The sequence below is a fragment of the Promicromonospora kroppenstedtii genome (assembly GCF_044389675.1).
Classification (GTDB): domain Bacteria; phylum Actinomycetota; class Actinomycetes; order Actinomycetales; family Cellulomonadaceae; genus Promicromonospora; species Promicromonospora kroppenstedtii.
Genome location: NZ_JBIRYI010000010.1, coordinates 112,996 through 136,868, shown reverse-complemented (window position 1 = coordinate 136,868; position 23,873 = coordinate 112,996). Strand labels below are relative to the sequence as shown.

General features: G+C 71.9%; 24 protein-coding genes and 1 pseudogene. 6 read left to right on the top strand and 19 right to left on the bottom strand.

Going from position 1 to position 23,873, the window contains the following annotated elements:
* Window positions 1–154: 154 nt before the first annotated feature.
* The 10 genes and pseudogenes from hisF to ACH47X_RS17090 form a co-directional block, all read right to left on the bottom strand.
* Window positions 155–925, bottom strand: a complete 771-nt coding sequence (hisF, locus tag ACH47X_RS17135) for an imidazole glycerol phosphate synthase subunit HisF (RefSeq protein ID WP_397405757.1) — start codon at window positions 923–925, stop codon at window positions 155–157.
* Window positions 925–1,869, bottom strand: coding sequence for an FKBP-type peptidyl-prolyl cis-trans isomerase (locus tag ACH47X_RS17130; protein WP_397405756.1), 945 nt, complete (start codon window positions 1,867–1,869; stop codon window positions 925–927). The genes hisF and ACH47X_RS17130 overlap by 1 nt, the downstream gene beginning before the upstream one ends.
* A 100-nt stretch (window positions 1,870–1,969) precedes the next feature.
* Window positions 1,970–3,331, bottom strand: a complete 1,362-nt coding sequence (gene pafA / locus ACH47X_RS17125) for a Pup--protein ligase (RefSeq protein WP_020014731.1) — start codon at window positions 3,329–3,331, stop codon at window positions 1,970–1,972.
* 245 nt (window positions 3,332–3,576) lie between these two features.
* Window positions 3,577–4,275, bottom strand: a pseudogene (gene prcA, locus ACH47X_RS17120) (proteasome subunit alpha); the annotation flags it as partial.
* Window positions 4,272–5,111 carry a proteasome subunit beta gene (gene prcB, locus ACH47X_RS17115; protein WP_397405755.1) on the bottom strand — a complete coding sequence of 280 codons (840 nt, stop codon included), beginning with the start codon at window positions 5,109–5,111 and terminating at the stop codon, window positions 4,272–4,274. The pseudogene prcA and the gene prcB, both read right to left, overlap by 4 nt.
* Entirely contained in the window at window positions 5,108–5,305 is a 198-nt protein-coding gene (locus ACH47X_RS17110) for a ubiquitin-like protein Pup (protein WP_036959325.1), read from the bottom strand. Before ACH47X_RS17110 ends, prcB begins: the two co-directional genes overlap by 4 nt.
* A gap of 108 nt (window positions 5,306–5,413) precedes the next feature.
* On the bottom strand, window positions 5,414–7,075 hold the full coding sequence (dop, locus tag ACH47X_RS17105) for a depupylase/deamidase Dop (protein ID WP_397405854.1): 1,662 nt from the start codon (window positions 7,073–7,075) through the stop codon (window positions 5,414–5,416).
* Window positions 7,076–7,178: 103 nt separating this feature from the next.
* Window positions 7,179–8,840, bottom strand: coding sequence for a proteasome ATPase (arc, locus tag ACH47X_RS17100; protein ID WP_142036266.1), 1,662 nt, complete (start codon window positions 8,838–8,840; stop codon window positions 7,179–7,181).
* Window positions 8,841–8,981: 141 nt separating this feature from the next.
* The gene (locus ACH47X_RS17095; protein WP_026365570.1) at window positions 8,982–9,995 is read right to left on the bottom strand and encodes a tRNA (adenine-N1)-methyltransferase; all 1,014 of its coding nucleotides are present in this window, start codon (window positions 9,993–9,995) and stop codon (window positions 8,982–8,984) included.
* Between the two features lie 11 nt (window positions 9,996–10,006).
* A complete protein-coding gene (locus ACH47X_RS17090; RefSeq protein ID WP_397405754.1) occupies window positions 10,007–11,197 on the bottom strand; it encodes a site-2 protease family protein in 1,191 nt (396 codons plus the stop codon).
* Window positions 11,198–11,289: 92 nt separating this feature from the next.
* Between ACH47X_RS17090 and ACH47X_RS17085 the strand changes: the two genes are divergently transcribed.
* Window positions 11,290–12,207 carry a RecB family exonuclease gene (locus ACH47X_RS17085; protein WP_397405753.1) on the top strand — a complete coding sequence of 306 codons (918 nt, stop codon included), beginning with the start codon at window positions 11,290–11,292 and terminating at the stop codon, window positions 12,205–12,207.
* Window positions 12,208–12,264: 57 nt separating this feature from the next.
* On the opposite strand, the gene ACH47X_RS17080 is transcribed toward ACH47X_RS17085, so the two are convergent.
* Window positions 12,265–12,972, bottom strand: coding sequence for an HAD family hydrolase (locus ACH47X_RS17080; protein ID WP_397405752.1), 708 nt, complete (start codon window positions 12,970–12,972; stop codon window positions 12,265–12,267).
* 80 nt (window positions 12,973–13,052) lie between these two features.
* Here ACH47X_RS17080 and ACH47X_RS17075 point away from each other — a divergent pair, with 80 nt between their 5' ends.
* Window positions 13,053–13,613 (top strand): HD family hydrolase, encoded by a 561-nt coding sequence (locus ACH47X_RS17075; protein WP_397405751.1) that lies wholly within the window; start codon window positions 13,053–13,055, stop codon window positions 13,611–13,613.
* 31 nt (window positions 13,614–13,644) lie between these two features.
* Here the strand turns inward: ACH47X_RS17075 and ACH47X_RS17070 are convergent, their stop codons facing one another.
* Together ACH47X_RS17070 and ACH47X_RS17065 are read right to left on the bottom strand one after the other, a co-directional pair.
* A complete protein-coding gene (locus ACH47X_RS17070; RefSeq protein WP_397405750.1) occupies window positions 13,645–14,187 on the bottom strand; it encodes a hypothetical protein in 543 nt (180 codons plus the stop codon).
* Window positions 14,188–14,295: 108 nt separating this feature from the next.
* Complete coding sequence (locus ACH47X_RS17065; RefSeq protein ID WP_397405749.1) at window positions 14,296–16,644, bottom strand: hypothetical protein; 2,349 nt, start codon at window positions 16,642–16,644, stop codon at window positions 14,296–14,298.
* A 197-nt stretch (window positions 16,645–16,841) separates the two neighbouring features.
* On the opposite strand from ACH47X_RS17065, the gene ACH47X_RS17060 reads away from it, so the two are divergent.
* Together ACH47X_RS17060 and ACH47X_RS17055 are read left to right on the top strand one after the other, a co-directional pair.
* Window positions 16,842–17,243, top strand: coding sequence for a hypothetical protein (locus ACH47X_RS17060; protein WP_397405748.1), 402 nt, complete (start codon window positions 16,842–16,844; stop codon window positions 17,241–17,243).
* A gap of 22 nt (window positions 17,244–17,265) precedes the next feature.
* Window positions 17,266–17,937, top strand: coding sequence for an HDIG domain-containing metalloprotein (locus ACH47X_RS17055; protein WP_397405747.1), 672 nt, complete (start codon window positions 17,266–17,268; stop codon window positions 17,935–17,937).
* A gap of 10 nt (window positions 17,938–17,947) precedes the next feature.
* On the opposite strand, the gene ACH47X_RS17050 is transcribed toward ACH47X_RS17055, so the two are convergent.
* Window positions 17,948–18,421 (bottom strand): NUDIX hydrolase, encoded by a 474-nt coding sequence (locus ACH47X_RS17050; protein WP_142036306.1) that lies wholly within the window; start codon window positions 18,419–18,421, stop codon window positions 17,948–17,950.
* Window positions 18,421–19,182 (bottom strand): helix-turn-helix domain-containing protein, encoded by a 762-nt coding sequence (locus tag ACH47X_RS17045; protein ID WP_142036309.1) that lies wholly within the window; start codon window positions 19,180–19,182, stop codon window positions 18,421–18,423. Before ACH47X_RS17045 ends, ACH47X_RS17050 begins: the two co-directional genes overlap by 1 nt.
* A 128-nt stretch (window positions 19,183–19,310) precedes the next feature.
* Between ACH47X_RS17045 and ACH47X_RS17040 the strand changes: the two genes are divergently transcribed.
* Window positions 19,311–19,598 carry a hypothetical protein gene (locus tag ACH47X_RS17040; protein WP_182616890.1) on the top strand — a complete coding sequence of 96 codons (288 nt, stop codon included), beginning with the start codon at window positions 19,311–19,313 and terminating at the stop codon, window positions 19,596–19,598.
* Window positions 19,599–19,665: 67 nt separating this feature from the next.
* Complete coding sequence (locus ACH47X_RS17035; protein ID WP_020014713.1) at window positions 19,666–20,544, top strand: PAC2 family protein; 879 nt, start codon at window positions 19,666–19,668, stop codon at window positions 20,542–20,544.
* Between the two features lie 42 nt (window positions 20,545–20,586).
* On the opposite strand, the gene ACH47X_RS17030 is transcribed toward ACH47X_RS17035, so the two are convergent.
* The 4 genes from ACH47X_RS17030 to ACH47X_RS17015 all read right to left on the bottom strand — a co-directional run bounded on the left by ACH47X_RS17030 (window position 20,587) and on the right by ACH47X_RS17015 (window position 23,856).
* A complete protein-coding gene (locus ACH47X_RS17030) occupies window positions 20,587–21,102 on the bottom strand; it encodes an OsmC family protein (RefSeq protein WP_397405746.1) in 516 nt (171 codons plus the stop codon).
* 120 nt (window positions 21,103–21,222) lie between these two features.
* Window positions 21,223–21,438, bottom strand: a complete 216-nt coding sequence (locus ACH47X_RS17025; RefSeq protein ID WP_020014712.1) for a hypothetical protein — start codon at window positions 21,436–21,438, stop codon at window positions 21,223–21,225.
* A gap of 122 nt (window positions 21,439–21,560) precedes the next feature.
* On the bottom strand, window positions 21,561–22,871 hold the full coding sequence (gene mshC / locus ACH47X_RS17020) for a cysteine--1-D-myo-inosityl 2-amino-2-deoxy-alpha-D-glucopyranoside ligase (protein WP_397405745.1): 1,311 nt from the start codon (window positions 22,869–22,871) through the stop codon (window positions 21,561–21,563).
* Between the two features lie 64 nt (window positions 22,872–22,935).
* Window positions 22,936–23,856, bottom strand: a complete 921-nt coding sequence (locus ACH47X_RS17015; protein ID WP_142036315.1) for an undecaprenyl-diphosphate phosphatase — start codon at window positions 23,854–23,856, stop codon at window positions 22,936–22,938.
* Window positions 23,857–23,873 lie beyond the last annotated feature (17 nt).

Sequence of the window (23,873 nt, the reverse complement as noted above, 5' to 3'; positions counted from 1 at the left end):
GGCACGGCAAGACCTCGCTTCCTGGGGGGACCCCGCAATTTTCTCATGGCGAGGGAATCGATTCGACGGATTTACGCCGAGGGCGTCACCCCTCGGCGTCACCGACGCTAAGACCTCAACTCAGGTCGAGGTCAAGGAAGTCCCGGGTGGCGCCTCAGCGGACGTCGAGGCCGGCGGCGCGCATCGCGTCCTTGACCTGGCCCACGGTGAGCTTGCCGAAGTGGAAGACCGACGCGGCCAGGACGGCGTCCGCGCCCGCCCGGGCCGCCTCGACGAAGTGCTCGGGCGTGCCCGCGCCGCCCGAGGCGACCAGGGGCACGTGCACGCGCTCGCGCACGGCGTGCAGCATCTCCAGGTCGAACCCGGCCGTGGTGCCGTCGGCGTCCATCGAGTTCAGCAGGATCTCGCCGGCGCCGAGCCGGGCGGCCGTCTCGGCCCACTCGACGGCGTCGATCCCGGTACCTCGACGGCCGCCGTGCGTGGTGACCTCGTAGCCCGAGGCGGTGGTCACGTCGCCGGTGACACGGCGCGCGTCGACGCTCAGGGTCAGCACCTGCGAGCCGAAGCGCTGCGCGATCTCGGCGATCAGCTCCGGGCGCGCGATGGCGGCCGTGTTCACACCCACCTTGTCGGCGCCCGCGCGCAGCAGCCGGTCGACGTCGTCCGTGGAGCGGACACCGCCGCCCACCGTGAGCGGCACGAAGACCTGCTCGGCGGTACGGCGCACGACGTCGACCATGGTCTGCCGGTCGCCCGACGAGGCGGACACGTCCAGGAACGTGAGCTCGTCGGCGCCCTCGGCGTCGTACCGGCCGGCGAGCTCGACCGGGTCGCCGGCGTCCCGCAGGTCGGCGAAGTTGACGCCCTTGACCACTCGGCCCGCGTCGACGTCCAGGCACGGGATCACACGGATCGCGACGGACATCAGCCCTCCTTCTTCTTCGGTGCTTCCTCGTCCTCGGCGACGGCCTTGTGCGCGTCGAGGATGTCGACGACGTACACCATTGTCTCGCCGGCGAGGCTGCTGCTGGTGTTGGCGTACCCGCTCCCCGGCGGGACGACGAGCATCACCTGGGACCCGACGGTTTGCTCCAGGAGCCCCTGGTCCCAGCCGTCGACGAGCCGGCCGATGCCGATCTCGGCGGACTGGGGCGGGGTGTCCTCGGTCCACGTGGTGTCGACCACCTCGCCGTCGCTCCAGCGGACGGCGGTGAACTCCACGGTGAGGATCTGGCCGGCCCGCACCTGCGGCCCGGAGCCGCGCAGCAAGGGGTGCACCACGAGGTCGGTCGGTGGATCGACGCCACGCGGGATGCGGACGGTCGGGGCGCCCAGGTCGTCCAGGCGCACCTGCGGCAGCTCCTTGCCCGGCGGCACGCCCTCCGTGCCGGACGCCCGGGCGGGCAGCACGTCGACCACCAGCAGCACCGGGACGCCGTCCTGCTCCTCCATGAGCGCCAGGCGGGTGCCGACGCGGCGGCCCTCGAGCGCCGCGAACAGGTGGTTGCCGAGCGACTTCTCGGTCATCGTGTACGCCGCGGGCGCGGTGCGGAACGTGTTCTGCAGCTCCGTTCCGTCGCGGCCGTCCTGCGCGTACAGGTTCAGGAGCACCGGGTCGTCCCGCTCCAGCACGTCGCCGGTGCCGGGCCAGACCATGCGCGAGCCCGGCTCCACGACCTCGAACGGCTTCTCGTACTCGAGCGTCGGCGGGGCGTCGCTCCCGCCCGTGACCTGCAGCGGCGCCTGCGACGCCGAGGACGTCGGGGCCGGGCCCACCTCGACCGGGAGCGATGCCGGCGTGCACGCCGTGGTCATGGTCACCGCGGCTGCCGCAAGACCGCCGACGAGGACGCGTACCCAGGAGCTCACTCGCGTAAGTCTCCCATGCTGCGACAACGGTCCGGGAACGGCGGTGCCCCGGTCACCGGCCGGCGGCCGGTCCCGGGGCACCGTCACGTGCGCTCGGTGCTCACATGCTCTCGATGAGCCGCTCCACGCGGTCGTCCACGCTCTTGAACGGGTCCTTGCACAGCACGGTGCGCTGCGCCTGGTCGTTCAGCTTGAGGTGCACCCAGTCGACCGTGTAGTCCCGCCGCGCCTCCTGCGCCGCCCGTACGAAGTCACCGCGCAGCTTGGCCCGGGTGGTCTGCGGCGGCAGCGCCGTCGACTCGAAGACCTCCAGGTCCGTGGTGACCCGCTCCACCATGCCGCGGGCGGCGAGCAGGTTGTACAGGCCCTCCGTGCGGGAGATGTCGTGGTAGGCCAGGTCGAGGCGGGCGATCCGGGGGTCGTCCAGCCCCAGGTCGTGCTTCTCCTGGTACCGCTTGATCAGCTTGAGCTTGATGACCCAGTCCAGCTCCCGGTCCACGAGGGACAGGTTCTCGGCCTGCAGGGCGCGCAGCCCACGCTCCCACAGGTCGAGCACCTGCTTGACCACCGGGGTGACCTCGAGGTTGGCCTCCACGAGCTCGCGGGCTCGCTCGTAGTACTCCGACTGGATCTCGATCGCGGTCATGGTCCGGCCGTTGGCGAGCGTCACGGCGTGCTTGCCCGTGCGGTCGTGGCTGATCTCCCGGATGGCCCGGATGGGGTTCTCCAGGGTGAGGTCCCGCATCGGGACCCCTGCCTCGACCAGGCGCAGCACCAGGTCGGTGGTGCCCACCTTGAGCATCGTGGTGGGCTCCGCCATCGACGAGTCGCCCACGATGACGTGCAGCCTGCGGTACAGCTCCGCGTCCGCGTGCGGCTCGTCGCGTGTGTTGATGATCGGCCGGGACCGGGTGGTGGCGCTGGAGACGGCCTCCCAGATGTGGTCGGCGCGCTGCGAGAGGCAGAACACCGCGCCGCGCGGTGTCGAGAGCACCTTGCCCGCCCCGACCAGGATCTGGCGGGTGATCAGGAACGGCACCAGCACGTCGGACAGCCGCGAGAAGTCGCCGGACCGCCGCACCAGGTAGTTCTCGTGGCAGCCGTAGGAGTTGCCCGCCGAGTCGGTGTTGTTCTTGAACAGGTGGATGCGTCCAGGCAGGTCCTCGTGCTCCAGACGCTGCTGCGCGTCGGCCACGAGGCCCTCCAGGATGCGTTCGCCGCCCCGGTCGTACGAGACGAGCTGCCGCACGTCGTCGCACTCCGCCGTCGCGTACTCGGGGTGCGAGCCGACGTCGAGGTAGAGGCGGGAGCCGTTCCTCAGGAACACGTTCGAGGAACGGCCCCACGCCACCACCTTCCGGAACAGGTAGCGGGCGACCTCGTCGGCCGACAGGCCACGCCCGTCGTCGGCGGCGCACGTGACGCCGTACTCGGTCTCGAGACCGAAGATCCTGCGGTCCATGGATTCCCCTCCCGTTCGCGGAACCTGGTTTATTCGTCGGCGCCGGGCGAGGTGCCGGTCGCGCCCGGCCCCTCGTCCGGCTTCTCCTTCGCCGGGGAGTCATCTGCCGGGGAGTCCTCGGCGGGCTCGTCCGCGGGACTCTCCGGGGGAATGGTGTCCGCCGTGCTCAGGCCCGGCGTCGCCGAGCCGGTCGCGAGGTCGTCCGCGGGCGGGAGGTCGTCCACGGGAGCCTCGTCCGACGACGCCGGGGCGCCCTCGGCCAGCAGATCGGCCAGGACCTGCCGGTTCAGCCGCCGGAACGCCCGGCGCGGGCGGTCGCGCTCCAGGACCGCCACCTCGAGCTGCGCCGCCTCGATGGTGCGCGGCGTGGAGCCGTCACCCGAGCCGAGCGCCGCCACGGCGAGCCGCAGCGCCTCCCCCAGCGTCAGGTCGGCGCGCCAGCCCTCCTTGACGCGGCGGCCGAGCTGCTCGGCCTGGCCGCCCATGACGACGAAGCCGTGCTCGTCGGCCACGGTGCCGTCGTAGGTGAGCCGGTAGATCTGGTCGTCGGCGGCCGTGGCGCCCACCTCCGCCACGACGATCTCGACCTCGAGCGGCTTGGACTCGGTGATGAAGACCGTGCCGAGCGTCTGCGCGTAGGCATTGGCGAGGCCACGGGCCGTCACGTCGGACCGGTCGTACGAGTACCCGCGCATGTCGGCGTACCGCACGCCGGCGACCCGCAGGTTCTCGAACTCGTTGTACTTGCCCACGGCCGCGAACGCGATGCGGTCGTAGATCTCCGAGATCTTGTGCAGCGCCCGCGAGGGGTTCTCGGTGGCGAACGCGATGCCGCCGTCGTAGGCGAGCACCACCACGGACCGGCCCCGGGCGATGCCCTTGCGGGCGAAGTCCGCCCGGTCCTTCATCAGCTGCTCGGGCGAGACGTAGAACGGCATGTTCATGCGATCGACCCCCTCTCGCGGCGCTGCGCCACGATCTGCTCCGCCACGCGGGAGATCTCCGCGTCCTCGATCCGCTGGTAGCCGTCCACGGAGACGGTGGCCACCACGGGGAAGATCCCCCGCACGGTGTCCGGGCCGCCCGTGGCCGAGTCGTCGTCCGCGGCGTCGTACAGCGCCTCGACCGCGACCTGGACCGCGGCGTCCGCGTCCATCCCGCGCCGCCACAGCTTCTTCAGCGCACCCCGGGCGAACAGGGAGCCCGAGCCCACGCCGTGGTGCTCGTGCTCCTCGTAGCGCCCGCCGGTGGCGTCGTAGCTGAAGATCCGGCCCGTGCCCTTGTCCAGGTCGTAGCCCGCGAACAGCGGCACGACGGCCAGGCCCTGCATGGCCATGGGCAGGTTGCCGCGCAGCATCGTGGCCAGGCGGTTCGCCTTGCCCGTGAGCGAGAGCAGCGAGCCCTCGATCTTCTCGTAGTGCTCCAGCTCGAGCTGGAACAGCCGGACCAGCTCCAGGCCGATGCCGGCGGAACCGGCGATGCCGACCGCCGAGTACTCGTCGGCCGGGAACACCTTCTCGATGCTGCGGCTGGCGATCATCGGGCCGGCAGTGGCGCGCCGGTCACCGGCCAGCAGGACGCCGCCGTCGAAGGTCACCGCCACGATCGTGGTGGCGTGCGGGGAGAGGGTCGCCGGGTCGGTCACGCCCGCGGGCACGCTCCGGTTCCCGGGCAGGCGGTCGGGGGCGTACTCGGCCAGGAAATCCACGAAGGACGACGATCCCGGACGCAGGAAGGCGTCCGGGAGTCGTCCTGCGAAGTTGTCTGCGTTCAGGTTCACTGCCCACCCTTCTGGACGAATCCGCGCACGAACGACTCGGCGTTGGTCTCCAGCACCTCGTCGATCTCCTCGAGCAGGGCGTCGACCTCGTCGTCGTCCTTCTGCGGTGCCGCAGCGGCCGCAGCCGGGGTGTCGGCGTCGTCGTCGGGAGTGCGGTCCTCGTGTGACGGGTTGATTCTTTCCTGACCGGCCATGATCGCCTCCTGGTGATTCTCTGACGTAACGCTGGTCTTGCAGCCTAGGCCCTGAGCCTTGGTGTTGACCCTAGGTTCGACCCTAGAGGCAGACACCGACATCGAAGCTCACCTTCGCCCGGAGAGTCCGGCGAGCAGTGCCGCCGCGTCGGGGCTCGCGTCGAGCAGGGCGCCGATATGACGTCGGGTGCCGCGCGTCGGGTCGAGCATCGGCACGCGCTGCAGCGCCTGGGCACCGTCGACGTCGAAGATCACCGAGTCCCAGCTCGCGGCGGAGATCTGACTGCCGTAGCGCGCCATCACCTCGCCCCGGAAGTAGGCCCGGGTGTCCGCCGGCGGGTGCTGGACCGCACGCGCGACGGACTCCTCGTCGACGATGCGGTCCACCGCACCCTTGGCGAGCAGCCGGTGGTAGATGCCGCGCTCGGGACGCACGTCGGACCACTGCAGGTCCATCGCGTGCAGGCGCGGGTGGTCCCACTCGAGGTTGTCGCGCGAACGCAGGCGGTCCAGCAGACGCAGCTTGGCGACCCACTCCACCTCGCGCGCGCACTCGGCCGGGTCCGTGCCGAGCCGCTCGACCACGGAGGCCCAGCGGTCCAGCACGGCGTCCGACTCCGGGTCGGTGCCGAGCACCTTCAGAGAGCGCCGCACGACGTCGGCGACCTCGCCCTGGAGCTCGAGCGCCGTCATGGTGCGGCCGTCGGCGAGGTCGAGCGCCGCGGTCAGGTCGAGGTCGCGCGAGACCTTCTGGACGTCGCTGACGGGCGAGGCCAGGCGCAGGGCACCCAGCTCGCCGCGGGCGTCCACGCCGGCCTCGGCCAGCTCGTCCAGGTGCTCCAGCACCCACAGGACCAGCGACGTCGTGCCCGTCTTGAGGTAGGTGGGGACCTCCATCAGGTTGGCGTCGCCGAGGATCAGGTGCAGGCGCCGCCAGCGCTGCCGGTCGGCATGGGGCTCGTCACGCGTGTTGACGATCGGACGGCGCAGCGTGGTCTCCAGGCCGATCTCGGCCTCGATGTAGTCCGCGCGCTGCGAGATCTGGAAGCCGGGCGTGCCGCTCGTGGCGCCCAGGCCGACCCGGCCCGAGCCGGTGAACACCTGCCGCGTGACCAGGAACGGGGTGATGAGCTCGGCGAGCGTGGTGAACGACAGCGCGCGGTCCACGAGGTAGTTCTCGTGGGTGCCGTAGCTGGCGCCCTTGCCGTCGACGTTGTTCTTGTAGAGCACGACCTCGCTGCCGGGGAAGCCGGACAGCTCCCGCAGCGCGGCGAGCATAACCCGCTCGCCGGCGACGTCCCAGCGCACGATGTCCTCGGGCGTCATGACCTCGGGCGAGGAGTACTCGGGGTGCGCGTGGTCCACGTAGAGACGGGCGCCGTTCGTGAGGATCACGTTGGCGGCGCTCGGGTCGTCGTACTCGTCGGCGGCGGGCCGCTCGACCTCCTGGGTCGAGCCCGGCCGGCGGCGGCCACGGCCCGGCAGGCCGGGTTCCACGACGGGCACCTGCCCCGTGACGGGGCCGGACGGCGCGGGTCGCGCCGGGTCGTCGGTCAGCATGGAGGGCTGCGCCGAGGCACGGTCGAGGTGGAACCCGCGCGCGTCCTGCAGCGGGTCCTCGTCGTCGTAGTCCCAGCGCGCCTTGCCGCCCGCCCCCTCGGCGCGGGTGGAGATGGCCCGGTAGGTGGTCACCACCTGGCTCGACAGCAGCATGGGGTTGGCCAGGGGCCGGCCAGGCTGCAGCACTCCGTACTCGGTCTCGATGCCCATCACACGACGCACGCTCACGTCCACCACCCTATGCCGGAGTAGTCCAGATGGTCGGGCAGGTCCGCGCCCGTTCGACGGACGCGGACCTGCCCGGGTTGTGTGGTCAGAGGTACTGGCCGGTGTTCTGGACGGTGTCGATCGTGCGGGGCGTGGCGCCCTCGCCCTTCTTCTGCACGATGGTGCGGATGAAGACGATGCGCTCGCCCTTCTTGCCGCTGATCCGCGCCCAGTCGTCGGGGTTGGTCGTGTTCGGGAGGTCCTCGTTCTCCTTGAACTCGTCGACGCAGGCCGTCAGCAGGTGCTCCACGCGGATGCCCTTCTGCCCCGTGGCCAGGAAGTCCTTGATCGCGTTCTTCTTGGCCCGGTCCACCACGTTCTGGATCATGGCGCCCGAGTTGAAGTCCTTGAAGAACAGGGTCTCCTTGTCCCCCGAGGCGTAGGTGACCTCGAGGAACTGGTTCTCCTCGTCCTCGGAGTACATCCGCTCCACGACCGAGGTGATCATGCCGTCCAGCGCCTCGCTGACGTTGTTGCCGTACTCCGCCAGGTCGTCCGCGTGGATCGGCAGCTCCTTGGTGAGGTACTTGCCGAAGACCTCCTTGGCCCCCTCGGCGTCGGGCCGCTCGATCTTGATCTTCACGTCGAGCCGCCCCGGGCGCAGGATGGCCGGGTCGATCATGTCCTCGCGGTTGGAGGCGCCGATCACGATGACGTTGTCGAGCCGCTCCACGCCGTCGATCTCGGCGAGGAGCTGGGGCACGATCGTGGTCTCGACGTCCGAGGAGAGGCCGGTGCCGCGGGTGCGGAACAGCGACTCCATCTCGTCGAAGAAGACGACGACGGGCATCCCCTGGCTGGCCTTCTCCCGGGCGCGGGCGAAGATCAGGCGGATGTGCCGTTCGGTCTCACCGACGTACTTGTTGAGCAGCTCCGGACCCTTGACGTTCAGGAAGAAGCTCTTCACCTCGGGGTTGCCCCCGTTGGCCCGCGCCACCATCCCGGCGAGCGAGTGCGCCACGGCCTTGGCGATGAGCGTCTTTCCGCAGCCGGGCGGGCCGTACAGGAGCACGCCCTTGGGCGGGCGCAGCCCGTGCTCCCGGAACAGGTCGGGGTGCGCGAAGGGCAGCTCGACCGCGTCGCGGATCGCCTCGATCTGCGGGCCGAGACCACCGATGTCCTCGTACTCGATGTCCGGGACCTCCTCGAGGACCAGCTCCTCGACCTCGGACTTGGGCACGATCTCGAACACGAAGCCGCTGCGGGTGTCGACCGTGAGCGAGTCCCCCACGCGCAGCGGGGCGTCCATGACCGAGCCGGCGAGACGCACCACGCGCTCCTCGTCGGCACGGCCCACCACGAGCACGCGGTCACCGCCGAGCATCTCCTTGACGGTCACCAGCTCACCGGTGCGCTCGTACTCGCCCGCGCCGACCACGGTCATCGCCTCGTTGAGCTTGACCTCCTGGCCCGGCCGCAGCCGCGTGACGTCCAGGCTGGGGCTGGCGGAGACATGCATCTTGCGGCCGGCCGACGAGATGTCCACCGAACCGTCGGAGTGCGCTCCGAGGAAGACGGCGTAGGTACCCGGTGGCTTGGCCAGGTCGTCGAGCTGTTTCTTGAGCTCGACTATCTGATCGCGCGCCGCGCGGAGGGCTTCCGCGAGGCGTTCGTTCTTTGCTGAGAGGAGGGCGATCTGTCGCTCGTAGTCGCGGCTTGGCAAAGACTCGTGCTCGGGATGGTTGTATCCTGACGTGTTCTCGGTCATGACATCCCCTCTCGTAGGGCCCGGGAGGCGACCATATGACGCAAACGCCTCCGAGAACAGCACTCTAAGCACAGTCACTGACACTCCGGGAGTAAGAACACCCGTTTGAGACGTCCGGGGTACCCGATCGTTACAGCCCGTTCACGCGGGAGGGGGGTTCTCCGTGTCGGGTGCAACACCGAGGTCACGTCGGACCTTTCGGATCTTCTTGTCCGATATCGCACGCTCGCCGAGCTCCTCCGGCGACCACTCGGCCTCGGCCGTCACGGGGTAAGCACCCTTGGCAGGACGCCGTTTCCGCTCGGGCGGGACCACGCCGTCGGCCAGGCGGCGGGTCGTGATGAGGAAGCCGGTGTGCCCGATCATCCGGTGCTCGGGGCGGACCGCGAGACCCTCCAGGTGCCACCCGCGGACCATCGTCTCGAAGGCCGCGGGCTCGGCGAACCGGCCGTCCGCACGGAGGTCTTCTGCTGTGCGCGAAAGTTGGGTCGTGGTGGCCACATAGCAGACAAGGACGCCGCCGGGCGCGAGCGCGGTCGCGACGGCGTCGACGTTCTCCCACGGGGCAAGCATGTCCAGCACCACGCGGTCGACGGTGCCCGGCTCGGCCACCTCGGGCAGCACGTCGGCGAGGTCGCCCACGGACAGGTTCCACGCCGGGTGCGGCCCGCCGAAGAAGGTCTCCACGTTGCCCTGGGCGATCGCGGCGAAGTCCTCGCGGCGCTCGATCGAGTGCACGTGGCCGGCGTCGCCGACCGCGCGCAGCAGCGACATGGTCAGCGCGCCCGAGCCCACGCCGGCCTCGACCACCCGGGCACCCGGGTAGATGTCGGCCATGGCGACGATCTGCCCGGCGTCCTTGGGGTAGACGACGGCGGCGCCGCGCGGCATCGACAGCACGTAGTCGGCCAGCAGCGGGCGCAGCGCGAGGTACTCGATCTCGGCCGTGTTGACGACCACCGAGCCCTCTGGCTGCCCGATGATCTGCTCGTGCTTGAAGTAGCCCTTGTGGGTGTGGAAGGTGCCGCCGGGCTGCAGCGTGATGGTGTGGAGGCGGCCCTTGGGGTCGGTCAGCTGGACCTTGTCGCCCACTCGGAACGGGCCGCGGCGCAGCTCGGCGCCGGTGGCGGTAGGGGCATCGGTGGGTGTGGTCACGACCGACCAGTCTAGGTGCCCCGCACCGCCCGGGCGACGTCGGCGAGGTCGAGCACCCCGGTGACCCGGCCTTGCTCGACGACCGGGACCAGCCGGGCGCCGCCCGACCGCGCGGCCAGGTGGTTCAGCAGGTCGGTCCCCGACATCCGTGGGTCGACCTCGCTGCCCCGCACGAACGGCACCGCCACGGCGTCGACCTGGGTGGTGTGCTGCGCGGCGGGCGGCACCGCGGCGACGGCGTCGTCGTCCAGCACCGCGACCGGGACGCCGCCCTGTCCCACCACGACCAGGCGGTGGGCCGCGGCGTCGGGCATGCCGCCGGCAACGGCGGCCGTCCGCGCGGACAGCGCCTCGGCGAGCGTGGCGCCGAGCGAGACGGTGAGCGCGGGGACCGCGAGCCCCGCCGCGGACAGCGCCGCGACGGCCTCCCGCCGGCGGCCGTTGGTGATGGCAGCGCCCGCCCCCGCCCAGAGGAACGCGCCGATCAGGGCCGACCACAGGACGTTGGTGAGGCTCGGCCGAGCGCCCAGCACGAGCGGCAGCACCAACGCCCAGAGCAGCACGCCGACGGCGACGACACGGCCCACCCAGCCGGCCGCGATGGTGCCCGTCGAACGCTTGCCCGTGACGGCCCAGACCAGCGACTCGAGGATCTGCCCGCCGTCCAGCGGCAGTCCCGGCAGCAGGTTGAACACCCCGACGAAGGCGTTGGAGATGGCCGCCAGGCCCAGCAGGACGGTCGGCAGGTTCTGCACCGGCGAAGCCTGGCTCGCGAACTGGTAGGCGAACCCGAACCCGGCCGCGAGCACCAGGTTCGTCACCGGCCCGACGACGGCGACCAGGAAGCCGTCGAGCGGGCGTCCGAGTCCGCCGGTATAGGCGGTGTGGCCGCCCCAGAGCGTGACGGCGAGCTCGGTCACGTTCTGGCCGCGCGCCCTGGCGACCAGCGCGTGCGCGACCTCGTGCAGGAAGACCGACCCGAACAGGAGCAGCACGAACACGAACGCGGCGAGGTAGACGCCCCCGCCGAGCCCCGGCGCACGCGCCTCGATGGCGGGCACGAACAGGATGGTCAGGACGAGGGCCGCGAGGAACCAGGACCGCGTGACGATCACGGGTGCGCCGGCGACGCGTCCGATGACGAAACCCTTCGAACGTTCCGGGGCGGGTGCGGGCGTGGAGGCGGGCTCCGAGGTGGTCACCGGACAAACCTAACCGGCCGCGGGGCGTGCGGGTGACGGCACGCTGTGGACAACTCCCGGGGGATGTCGGTGGCCGCCCCTAGGGTTGGGGCATGACGACGACGGAGCTGACCCAGGGCCTGGTGCCGGACGCGACCACGGAGGCGGCCGACGCCGCGACCGCCGTGCGCGCGCCCTCGCGACCGCCGGCCCTGTCCCCGTCGCGTGCCAACGACTTCATGCAGTGCCCGCTGCTGTTCCGGTTCCGGACGGTGGACCGGCTGCCCGAGCCGCCGTCCGCCGCGGCAGCGCGCGGCACGCTGGTGCACTCGGTGCTGGAGCGGCTGTACGACGCCCCGCTGGGCGAGCGCACGCTGGCCGCGGCACACGACCTGCTGCCGGGCGAGTGGGACCGGCTGCTGGAGGCGGACGAGCGGTACGCGGGGCTGTTCACCGACGGGATCGGCCCGGACGGGCAGGACCGCGCGGGCTGGCTGGCCGGGGCGGGCTCGCTGCTGGGCACGTACTTCACGCTGGAGAACCCGAACCGGCTGGAGCCCGCCGAGCGTGAGCTGCTCGTCGAGTCGCAGCTCGACGGTGGCCCGCTGCTCCGCGGCATCGTGGACCGGCTGGACGTGGCGCCCGACGGCGCGCTGCGCGTGGTCGACTACAAGACGGGCAGGTCGCCACGACCCGGCTACGAGACGTCGGCCGTGTTCCAGATGCGGTTCTACGGGCTGGTGCTGTGGCGGGAGCGCGGGGTGCTGCCCAAGATGCTCCAGCTCGTGTATCTGGGCGACGGCCAGGTGCTGCGCGGCGAGCCGACGACCGAGCACCTGGTGCACACCGAGCAGAAGATCCGGGCCATCTGGTCCGGCATCGAGGACGCCGCCCGGACCGGCGAGTGGAAGCCGCGGAAGTCCAAGCTGTGCGGCTGGTGCGCGCACCAGGCGATCTGCCCGGAGTTCGGTGGCACGCCCCCGGAGGTCCCGGAGGGCGCGGTCGCGCTGCGGCTCGGCATCACGGGCTGAGGCGCGCGGCCTCGCGCCGCGCAGTCGCGCAGGTCTCCCCTGCGCGGCAGGCCGACCTCAGCCGGGCAGGTCCCCTGTGCCGAGCAGGTCGACGACCTCACCGGACGCGATCCGGCGCAGCACCTCCAGGTCGATCTGCTTGAGCGACGTGGCTCGGCTCAGGCCCGGGCGCGGCGGCACCGGCACCTCGGCCGGCACGCCGAGCGTGCGGGCGCCCGACGCGAGCGCGGACGTGATCCCGGGGCCCGAGTCCTCGATCGCCACGCAGTCCTCGGCGCGCACGCCGAACAGCTCGGCTGCCGCCAGGTAGGGCTCGGGGTGCGGCTTGCCGTGCGTGACCTCGTCGCCGGTGACCAGGTGGGTGAAGGTGCCGGCGGGCGCGCCGTCGGCCACGACCTCGGCCTGGCTGCGATAGGACATGGTGACGATGGCGCAGGGCACGTCGGCGGAGCGCAGGTCCCCCAGCAGCTCCAGGACGCCGGAGCGCCACGGCACGGCCTCCCGCAGCTGCTCGTTGACCCGAGCCACGAGCCAGGCCACGATCTCGGCCGGCTCCAGCGGGACGCCGGCGTCGTGCAACATGCCGCCCGTGGTGAGCAGCGCCTGCCCGACGGCGCCCAGCGCGTCCTCGTGCGTCCAGGTCGCACCGTGGGCGACGACGATCTCGTGCTCCGCGCGCATCCAGTAGGCCTCGGAGTCGACGAGGGTGCCGTCCATGTCGAACAGGACGGCGGCGGGCAGGGCACCTGAGGATTCGCGGGGCACCGGCACATGCTAAGTGCCTCCGTCGTACGGCAGGTAACCGGCGGGAGACGGACGGGCGGCGGATGCCGGACGATAGCGCCATGACGCACACCGCCGCCTCCGGCATCGCAGCCTTCACCTACGAGATGGGCGTGCTCAAGCGCCTGCGCCGCGCCGGCTGGTGGCAGGTCGGCGTGCGCGACCCGGAGTCGGTGGCCGAGCACAGCCTGCGCGTGGCTCAGCTCGCCGCCCTCCTGGCCGCCGAGGAGGGGGCCGACCCGGCCCGCGCCGCCTACCTCGCGCTGTGGCACGACTCGCAGGAGACCCGCATCACGGATCTGCCCCACACGGCCAGGCCGTATCTCACCAAGCCGGACAACGTGGCCGTCACGCGCGACCAGGTCGTTCCCCTGCCGGAAGCCGCTGCCACCACCGTCCTGGACGCCGTCACCGAGTTCGAGGCGCAGGAGACGCCGGAGGCGCGCTGCGCCCGCGACGCGGACAAGCTGGAGTGCCTCGTCCAGGCCGTCGAGTACCGGCACGGCGGCCAGGACGGGGTGCAGGAGTGGATCGACTCGTCGTACGCGGCCCTGACCACGGACGTCGCCAAGCGGGTCGCGGACGCGGCGCTCACGCAGTCTCCGATGAGCTGGCGGGCCTGAGCCGGGCGCTCCCGCCGGCCGGCAGGCTCGGTCAGTCCGCGAGCAGCTCCGCGGCCCGGTCCTCCTGGTCGGCGTCCAGGTCCGTGCGGTCGAACGCCGCGACCGCCTCGTCGAAGGTCTGGTTCACCCGGGGCTCGATCTCGACGACGCTCGCCGGGGCGACGATCGCCCGGTCGTACTCCGCGATCCAGGCGTCCATGTGCGCCACGTAGGCGTCGCGGGCCAGGTCGAGCCGGCCGCCGTCGGGCAGCGAGACCGCCCGGGCCTCCTCCTTGGCGCCGAGGACCCCGGACCGCGCCTCCTCGGCGAGGTCGGGCACGTCGGTCATGAGGTCCGCGGCGAGCTCTTCCTTCTCGCCGGTGTCGGACGTGGCCTCGATCTCGTCGAACCGGCCGCTGATCACGTCGATGTAGTCGCGCATCGTGGACTCGCTGTGCTCCACGGCGTCGAGCAGCACGTCAGCGGGATCGCTGGTGCGCTCGGCCTCGGACCAGGCGATGCCGCTGCCGGCGCCGGCGACGACGAGCGCACCGACGGCCGAGAGCATGACCCGGTGATTTCGCAGGTTGAGCATTAGTTCATCGTCACCCGGACTACAGGTGTTGCGCGCGCCGATCGGTGTGATCCGTGACGGAACTAACGGGCATATCACCCGATACCGCCCTTGATCCGCTTCGCCGGCTCAGACACCCCGACGCTGCAGGTGCTCCAGCCGCTCTGCCGCGAGCGCCGCCCGGTTCATGCCCGCGCGGATGTACGGCGCGTCGGTACCCGCGCTCTTCGGGTAGAAGATGCCCAGGTTGATCAGGCTGACGAACGACGCGTAGACCAGCACGTCCTGCACGAGCCCCAGGGAGAGCAGGGTGCCGATGCCGATGATCGGGACCAGGTAGACGGCCACGGTGGGCTGCCAGGCCGCCAGCCGGCCGAGCGTGGCGATCTCGCCGCGGGGCACGGACGAGAGCCCTGCCGCACGGGCACGCGCGTTGGTGGCCCAGGCGAACCAGAGGCATGCCTGGACCACCACGGCGAAGGTGACGTGGCCGACGAAGGTGAACAGGGGCCACCAGTCGCGTTCCACGAGCGTCGGCAGCACCACGTAGAGGGGCGGCAGGACGGCCAGGGAGCGCAGGCCGGCCTCCGCGGTGACGGCCCGCAGCCGGTGCCGCCGGTCGCGCGGCAGGGCCCACACGGTGCTCAGCTCGGCGAAGACGTTGAGGTACAGCCGGGCGCAGACCAGCGCGAAGGTCAGCGTCACCAGCCGTACGGGCAGGTTTCCCCAGGGGTCGGGGATCGGGTAGTCGGCGGCGCGGACGTCGTCGAGGAGGACCAGGCCGGCCCCGGAGCGGCCGAACACCTCGTCCGCCATCTCGAACCACTTGGCCTGCCAGGACAGTCCGAGGTCGCGCGACCACCACGTGATGACCAGGGCGGTCGCGGACCAGATCAGGACGGCGAAGAGCCAGGCCCAGCGCTGCAGCCGGCGGGCCTGCCGCAGGTGGGCGGCGCTCGTGGCGTCGCGCACCTGGCCGGTGCGCACCTGGAGCTTGCGTCGCTGGCGGGCCACGGTGCCGGCCCCCGGCGACAGGTCGCGCAGCCGTTGCAGCGTGGTGCGGGGCCGTTCGCGGCCGTCCTGCTCGAGGATCGCGACCTCGTCGGCGAACACCCGGCCGATCTGCTCGAACCGCGGTCTCGCCGGGTCGACCGGCGTGACCAGCAGGCGGCGCCGGGGGTCGGCGTCGGTCAGGTCCTCCAGGAGCCGGGCCAGGCCGACGGACACGACGTAGAACTGGTCGGGGACCGTGCCGTCGGGGTTGTGCGGGAGCCCGGCGATCGCGATCAGCAGCGCGCCCAGCGAGTACAGGTCGGCCAGCGGGTGGCCGACGCCGTCGCGCCGCACCTCGGGCGCCGCGAACACCCCCTCGCCCTGCCCCTGACCGGTGATGGAGCGGGCGTGCAGGTGGTTGACGCCCAGGTCGACGAACCGCAGCCGCACCTGCCCGGGCTGCTCGTCCTGGACGATGATGTTGGACGGCGTGAGGTCGTCGTGCCGTCCCTTGTGGCGTTCGAGGTCCGCGAGCGCGCTCAGCAGGGCGCTGCCCAGGTCGCGCAGGGCCGGGGTGTCCACGGGACGGTTGATCTCCCGGGCCGGCGGGGCGGGCTGCCCGGCTGCCCGGTGGGCCAGGTACTCCCCCAGCGTCCGGCCCCGCACCAGGTCCATGAGGATCCAGCTGTCGTGGCTGGCCCAGACGGGCACCGCCGGGGACGGCTGGTCGGTGTCCAGCTGTCCGTGCACGGCCTGGTACCCGCGGGTCGCGTCGACGATCGCCGGGATCGTCAGGTACGGGTGGATGACGCACTTCAGCGCGAAGGTCGCCGTGCGGCCCTGGGACGGCTTCGCGACCCGCCCGGTGAGGATGATCGAGGTGGTGCCGTGCCGGTGGAAGCGCAGGCTCGTCAGGTCGAGGGCGGCCCACTCCGCGGCCGCCCGGGACGTCCCGCCTGCCCGCCTGGCGTCCGAGCGCCCGGCGCCAGCCCGCTGGTCACCCGGGTCGTGGAGCGCGGCCAGGGCGCGCCGCACGTCGGGGTCGGCCACGAGCGCGCCGCTGACCTGCGCGGCAGGCCGTCCGGCGACCGCCAGCTCCCAGGGCGCGTCGTCGTGGAACCGCATCCGGTCCGAGCAGTGCATGGCGACGAGCGTGAGCAGGTAGTACCCGAGGAAGCCGGCCGTGCGCGGTGTGACGACGGCGGCGTCCCGCGCCGTCCACCAGTCCCACAGCAGCTCGATCTCGCGCTCGCGCGAGACGCGGAACCGGTCGGCGTACGCCCGCTCGTCGAGCGGGACGTCGAGGAGCGCGGCATGCCAGTCCGCGACGCGCCAGCCGTCCAGCCCGCCCCCGCGCGCGCTGTCACCCCGCGCGCCGTCGGTACCGGCCGCACCGGCCCCGCCGCGCGCCGTCAGCTCGCGGACCGTCCCGGTGAGGTGCTCGAGCGTCCCGCGTGTCCCGTCCCCCTGCCGCCGCCTGGTCACGGTCCGCGACGATAACGGAGTTCCAGGCCTGTGCGCTGGGAAAACACCCTCGCCCCGGCAGACGCACACGATCCGTCCCCGACCAGCGGATCCACCACACCTCCGCCGCGCGCGTATCGACATCCTGGGCGATGCTGGCCCACGATCGACGGTTTCGGCCGCCGAGTCCCGGTACCGGCCCAAGGGGGAGAAAGACCGTGTTCGGACCCGATTTCTTCGAGCGACTCTCGCAGCGGATGTACTACGACCTCGACGGCAACCCGATCACGCAGGACCAGTGGTCGGTGCTCCGGCTCGGGGCCGGGTCCGCGCACATCGCCCGCGACCACATCGGGATCTATCACGTGTCCACGGTCTGGACCGGGATCGACACCACCGCACCACTCGAGGACGACCACGACCACACCCCGCTGATCTACGAGACGATGGTGTTCGTCGAACGGCTCGACCCGGACGGCGTGCTCCCCGAGGACGAGCGCCTCGACTGCACCGAGCAGCACGCCGAGCTGCACGCCACCCGGGAGGAGGCGCTGGCCGGCCACCGGCGGGCGACGGCGCTCGTGCGGGAGTGGATCACGAAGGGTCGCCCAGAGCTCTGACGACGACGCAGGGGGAGAGCACATGATCGAGACCAGAACGCCTTCTCTGGCCGCCCTCTTCACCGCACGCAGCGCAGCGCGGGCCGCCGCCCGGCGCGCCGTGCACGGCCCCGCGCCCTACGGTGAAGCGATGCAAGGATCCACCCCGCGGGACCTCGGTCCCGCGGGCGCGCAGGCTCTGCTCGTGGAGGTCTTCGAGCCGAGCACCGACCGCCTCGCCCACTCGCTCGGCGTGGGACGGCGCGCGGAGCATGTGGCCCACGCCCTGGGCCTGCCCGAGCTGCTGGTCACGGCGGCCTACCTGCACGACATCGGCTACGCCGCCGCAGCCCGCGACACCGGCCTGCACCAGCTCGACGGCGCCCGTTACCTACGCCGCCTCGGCGCCTCCGACGCGCTGACGAGCCTGGTGGCGCACCATACCTCGGCCCTCACGGAGGCGGGCGAGCGGCACCTCGACGCGCACCTGCGAGGTGAGTTCCCGCCGCCCACGGACGGCGAGCTGCTCGACCTGCTCACCTACTGCGACATGACCACCTCGGCCACGGGCCGTACCGTCACGATCGACGAGCGCCTCGAGTGCATCTACGACCGCTACGCGCCGGGGCACCTCGTCTCACGCAGCATCCACCGCGCCGAGCCGCAGCTGCGGCACATCGTGTCCACGGTCGACGACCGTATGCGGCTCGCTTGAAGGAGCGGCGTCAGGTCAGGAACGGCTCGGTGCGCGTGCTGTCCACCGCGTGGTCGATGCGCAGCCGCATCGACGGGTGGATCTCCAGTTCACCGAGCCTGTCCACGGGCTGCCACACGACCTCGCTGGACTCGCGCGAGATGCGCGCGCTGCCGCCGGTAACCGTGGCGCGCATGCAGATGGAGAACTGCGCGCGGACCTCGCCGTCCGAGTAGACGATCACGTGCCGGGGATCGGTGTAGATCCCGACCAGGCCCGTGATCCGCACGTGGTATCCCGTCTCCTCCTCGGTCTCCCGGACGCCGGCCTGCCGCACCGTCTCCCCCGGGTCGATGCCCCCGCCCGGCAGCGCCCACAGGTCGTTGTCGGTCCGGTGGATGAGCAGCAGGCGGCCGCCGTCGTCGCGCACGGCGACCGTGACCGAGGGGACCACGGAGTTCACCGCCGGCGCGGCCGGGTCGTCGAAGTAGTCGCGCCGAGACATCACGACTCCCTGTCCGGGTCCTCCGTCCGCGGCCAGACCGTCAGCGGCGGCGCGGCGTTCCAGACCCGCTCGAAGCCTGCCTGGTAGGCCGGCGCCATCGACGCCTCGGGACCGTCCTTGAGGTGCAGCAGCGGGTTCGCCCCGGCGGGCGAGCCCCAGACGTGCGTGTTGACCAGCAGGTCGTCGTCGAACCGGAAGGTCGTGGCGTACAGCGTCTGGTCGTGCAGCCGCACCTCGACGCCCGGCGTGCCGAGCGCGGGAGCCAGGTAGGCCAGCACCAGCGCGATCCGGCCGGCGAGGCCCGTGCCGCCCTCCTCCCGGGTGCGGACCGCGACGGCCTCGCCGTCCGGGTCGCCCAGCAGCAGCCGCACCCGCACGCCGCGCTCCGCCATGGTGACGATCTCGGTGGTCAGGTCGAGCGTCTGATCCGGCAGGAACGTCGCCGCGAACGCGTGCATCTCGAACCGCTGCTCGACGCCGGCGAGGAACGCCCGCCACGTACCGGACGGCACGGCGCGCCGCGCCGGGTACACGCCCACGATCTCCTGGGCGGCCGCCTCCGCGCGGTCGACGTCGCCCCACAGGGCCGCGACGTCGCAGCCCAGCGCGTCGGAGACCGCGACGCGATGGCGCGGGTGCGGGGTACGCCCCTGCGCCACCCAGCGCTCCACGGTCTTCGGGTCGACGCCCACAGCGGCCGCGAGCCGTACCTGGCTCAGGCCCGCCTGGCTCATCGCCGCGACCAGTCTTTGGTTTCTCACGTGTCACCCCCTGAGGGACGTATCTATCACCGAAACGTCCCGAGCGCTGCCGATGGCACGTCCCATGCGTCCGTCGCATGGTGGTACCAGTCAGTCCACCTGTCCGATCCCGTGTCCCGGAGAGCCTCGTGAACCCCATTGCCTCGCAGTCGGTCACAGAACGTCTTGGCGATGTGATCGACCTGCTGCGCCACGTCCGCGCGGACTGGATCGAGGTGCTGACGGTCACGCCCGAGCGTGTGTGCCTGCAGCCGTGGCACCTGGACGACGGCGAGAGCATCGCGCGGGCACTGGGCCTGGAGCATGCCATCGACCAGCGCATGTTGAACCCGGGCTACACGCTCTGGTCCGGCACCTGGCGCGGGGTCGAGGTCCAGGTGCGCGGTGCGCTGCGTGCCGGCGTCCCGGTGTTCTGATTCGCCCGTCCGCGAACGCGGCCGTGCCCCTGGTCACGTCGAGCGCCGCACACCCTAGGGTGGGGGGATGACCGACGCGCATCACGAGCAGCCGGAGCAGGCCTCGCCTCGCCAGACCGTGCTCCTGGCTGCCTTCGAAGGGTGGAACGACGCGGGGAGCGCCGCCACGACGGCGCTGACGCACCTGGCCGAGGTGTGGGGCGCCGAGAAGGTGACGGAGCTCGACCCGGAGGAGTTCCACGACTTCCAGGTCAACCGCCCGTACATCTCGTTGGACGACGACGGGAAACGCTCCATCACCTGGCCGACGACGACGATCTCGGTCGCGCAGGTGGGCGAGCGCAAGGTGGTGCTGGTGCACGGCGTCGAGCCGTCGATGCGCTGGCGCAAGTACTGCGAGGAGCTCCTGCGCGTGGCCGACGAGCTCGGGGTCCGCACCGTGATCACGCTCGGTGCGCTCCTGGCCGACGTGCCGCACACCCGGCCCATCCCGATGACCGCGACCTCGGACAGCGTGGGCCTGCAGTCCGTCCTCGACATCGAGGCCAACACCTACCAGGGGCCCACGGGCATCGTCGGGGTGCTGCAGCACGAGGCCGCCGAGCGCAACCTGCAGTCGGTGAGCCTGTGGGCGGCCGTGCCGCACTACGTGGCCAACCCGCCGTCGCCCAAGGCGACGCTCGCGATCCTCACCCGCGTGGAGGAGATCCTGGGCGAGACCGTCCCGATGGGCGAGCTGCCCGACGACGCGGCGGCCTGGCAGCACGGCGTGGACGAGCTGGCGTCGGAGGACTCGGAGATCTCCGAGTACGTTGCCCAGCTCGAGGAGGCCAAGGACACCGCCGAGCTGCCCGAGGCGTCCGGCGACGCCATCGCGCGCGAGTTCGAGCGTTACCTGCGCCGCCGGGACGGCGGCGGCAAGGACAGCGGGCCCGAGCGGCTCTGACGCTCCGGGACGACTCCCCCCGGTCGGCCGCCCGGGCCCCGGCTATGCCCGAGCGGGAACCCGGCGGGCGACGATCGACGGCGGTACGCGGAGACTCTGGCCGACGACGCAGTACCGCTCCGCCAACGTGCCGAGCCGCTGCAGGGTCGCGTCGTCGGCGTCGGTCTCGAGGTCCGCCGCGATGGTGACCTGGGCGACGCCGACGGGCACGTCCCGGTCCAGCCCCAGCGTGCCCCGTGCGTCGAACGAGCTGGTCGCGGTCAACGTGGCCGACCGGATGGTGACGCCCATGACCGTCGCGACGCTGCGGAGCGTGACGCCGGCGCAGGCGACGAGGGCCTCAAGGAGCATGTCGCCGCTGCAGGCGTCCGTCCCGTCCCCGCCCGTCGCGCTGTGGAGCCCTGCACGCACGGGCCCTGCCCAGGTCCCGACGGTGGCCGTGATGCCGCCGTCGGCGAATGTCGCCGAGGCGCGCAGCGGGGTGACCGCCGCGCGAGGCTCGGCGCGATACCTGTCCTTCAGCGGTGCCTGACGGGCACGAAGCTCTGTTGCGTCCATGGTCCATTGGACCAGGGCACCGGCCGCCCGCGCCATCCTCGCCCCCGGCACCACCGGGACGAACGATGGCCTGAGCCCTGACGGGCCCAGGCCATTGACGTTCTCAGGTCGGCGTGACGCTCACGCGCTGCTGGAGATGGGCTCGATCCGCACTCCGGCGTCCGGCCCGTGGAAGCCCACCCATGTCTCGAGACACCTTGCGGCGTCCTCGACGCGGTCGTAGACCGGAGCGTACCCCGGCCCGTTACGTACCACTCGGTATCGCGTGCTGCACCGGGGCGTCGTGGTGACGGTGACCCGGGTCTCACCCGTGAAGTCTTCCTCGTACTCCGTCATGCTCCCCATCCTGCCCCGGGTTAAATGCAAACGGAAGCAGGGGTCAAAACTAACCCGGTAAGCGCTTGACGCGGTTCTGGCCTACCTCACCGAAACCGCGTCGAAATCGCCTTCCCGACGGGTCAGAGACGTACTCCGAGCAGGGCGTTCACCGTCCGGGCGATGATGCCGGGGGCGCCCTCCTCGTCGGCCGAGGTGTCCCGGGTCGGGTCCAGGGAACGCTCGGCCCACGCGTCGACGGCGGCCAGCGCGGCCGGTGCGTCGAGGTCGTCGGCCAGGGCCGCGCGGACCGCGGCAAGGGTCTCCGTGGCCGCCGGGCCACCGTTGCCCGAGACCGCGTCGCGCCACCGCACGAGCCGCGCCTCGCCCGCCGGCAGCGACGTCTCGTCCCACTCCCACTCGGTGCGGTAGTGGTGCGCCAGCAGGGCCAGGCGGATCGCCATCGGGTCGTGGCCGTCGTCACGCAGCCGGGAGACGAGCACGAGGTTGCCGAGCGACTTGCTCATCTTCTCGCCCTGGTAGGCCACCAGGCCGGCGTGCACGTGCGTGCGGGCGCCGGCCGCCTCGCCACCGTCGCCCGCGGCGGACAGCACGCGCAGGTGCGAGGTCGACATCTCGTGGTGCGGGAACAGCAGGTCCGACCCGCCGCCCTGCACGTCGAACCGCTCGCCGTCGGCCAGGCCGAGCCCGTCGCGTGCGATCACCGCGCACTCGATGTGCCAGCCCGGCCGGCCCGACCCGAGCGGGCCGCCGTCCCACGACGGCTCGCCCGGCCGCTCGCGCCGCCACAGCAGGGGGTCCAGCGGGTCCTTCTTGCCCTCGCGGTCCGGGTCGCCGCCGCGCTCGGCGAACGTGGCCAGGGCCTCGGCCCGGTCCAGGTGCGCGACGGCGCCGAAGCGCGGGTCGGCAGTGAGGTCGGCGTAGACGTCGCCCAGCTCCGGCGTCGACCCACCGGCGCCCGGCTCCAGCGAGACACGGTAGGCCGCGCCCGACTCCAGCATCGCGGCCACGGCCCGCGCGACGTCGGGGGCCGACTCGACGGCGCCCGTCCAGGTGGCGGGCGGGACCACGCCCAGCGCCGTCATGTCCTCGCGGAACAGGGCGATCTGGGAGGCGGCGAGCTCGCGCCAGTCCATGCCCGTCTCCGCGGCACGCTCCAGCAGCGGGTCGTCGACGTCGGTCACGTTCGAGGCGTAGGTGACGTCCTTGCCGGCGTCGAGCCAGGCCCGCACCAGCAGGTCGAACGTCACGTAGGTGTTGGCGTGCCCGATGTGAGTGGCGTCGTACGGCGTGATGCCGCACGCGTACAGCCGCGCCCGGGGTCCCGGCGCCGCCTCCACGAGCTCACCCGTCGACGAGTCGTGGACCCGCACCGGGGCGACGGCCTCAGGGGCGGGAAGCTGCGGGACTTGGGGTGTGGGCCAGGCGTGCACGCGACCAACGATAACGGCAGCCTGTGACACTCCCTGACCATGTCAGGGCGCCGGACGGTGTGTTCTACGCGACGCCGCCGGTCGCGTCGATCGTGCCCGACATGAGCAGGTACACGACCACGCCCGCGAGCACGAGCCGGTAGTAGACGAACGGCTTGTAGGAGTAGTTGCCGATGATCTTGAGGAACCCGATGATCACCGCGTAGCCCACGCCGAACGCGACGACCGTCGCCAGCAGGATCGCGCCCCAGCCGGGCGATCCTGCGGGCAGCGGCTCGCCGAGAGTCTTGACGAGCTGGTAGAAGCCCGAGCCCAGCACCGCCGGGATGGCCAGCAGGAACGAGTAGTCCGCGGCGGCCTTGCGCGTGAAGCCCATGGCCAGGCCGGCGGTGATGGTGCCACCGGAGCGGGACACGCCGGGCACCAGCGCGAGGGCCTGGGCGAAGCCGAAGCCGATGGCGCTGCGGCCGGTCAGGGTGGTCAGCTCGCGCTCCCGGCGGCCGTAGATGTCGGCCAGGAGCAGCAGGATCGCGAAGAACGCGAGGGTGAACACCGTGATCCACAGGTTGCGCAGCGTGGTCTCGATGTAGTCCTGGAACAGCAGGCCCAGCACCACGATCGGGACCGACCCGAAGATGATGTACCAGCCCATCGCGGCGTCCGGGTCGGCGATCACGCCGGGGCGGCCGTGCCGCACGTCGACGGAGCCGGGGCGCGGGCCCAGGCCGACGCGGGCGCGCCAGCCCTTGCCGTTGGCGCCCGCCAGGGCCCTGAACCAGGCGACGAGGATGATGCCGATCTTCTTGCGGTAGTAGATGATCACCGCGGCCTCGGTGCCGATCTGCGTGATGGCCGTGAAGGCCGCGCCGGGGTCGCTCGACCCGATCAGCTCACCGACGATCCGCAGGTGCGCCGACGAAGAGATCGGGAGGAACTCGGTCAGGCCCTGGACCAGGCCCAGAAGGATGGCTTCCCACGCAGTCACGGGCCGTGACACTACCC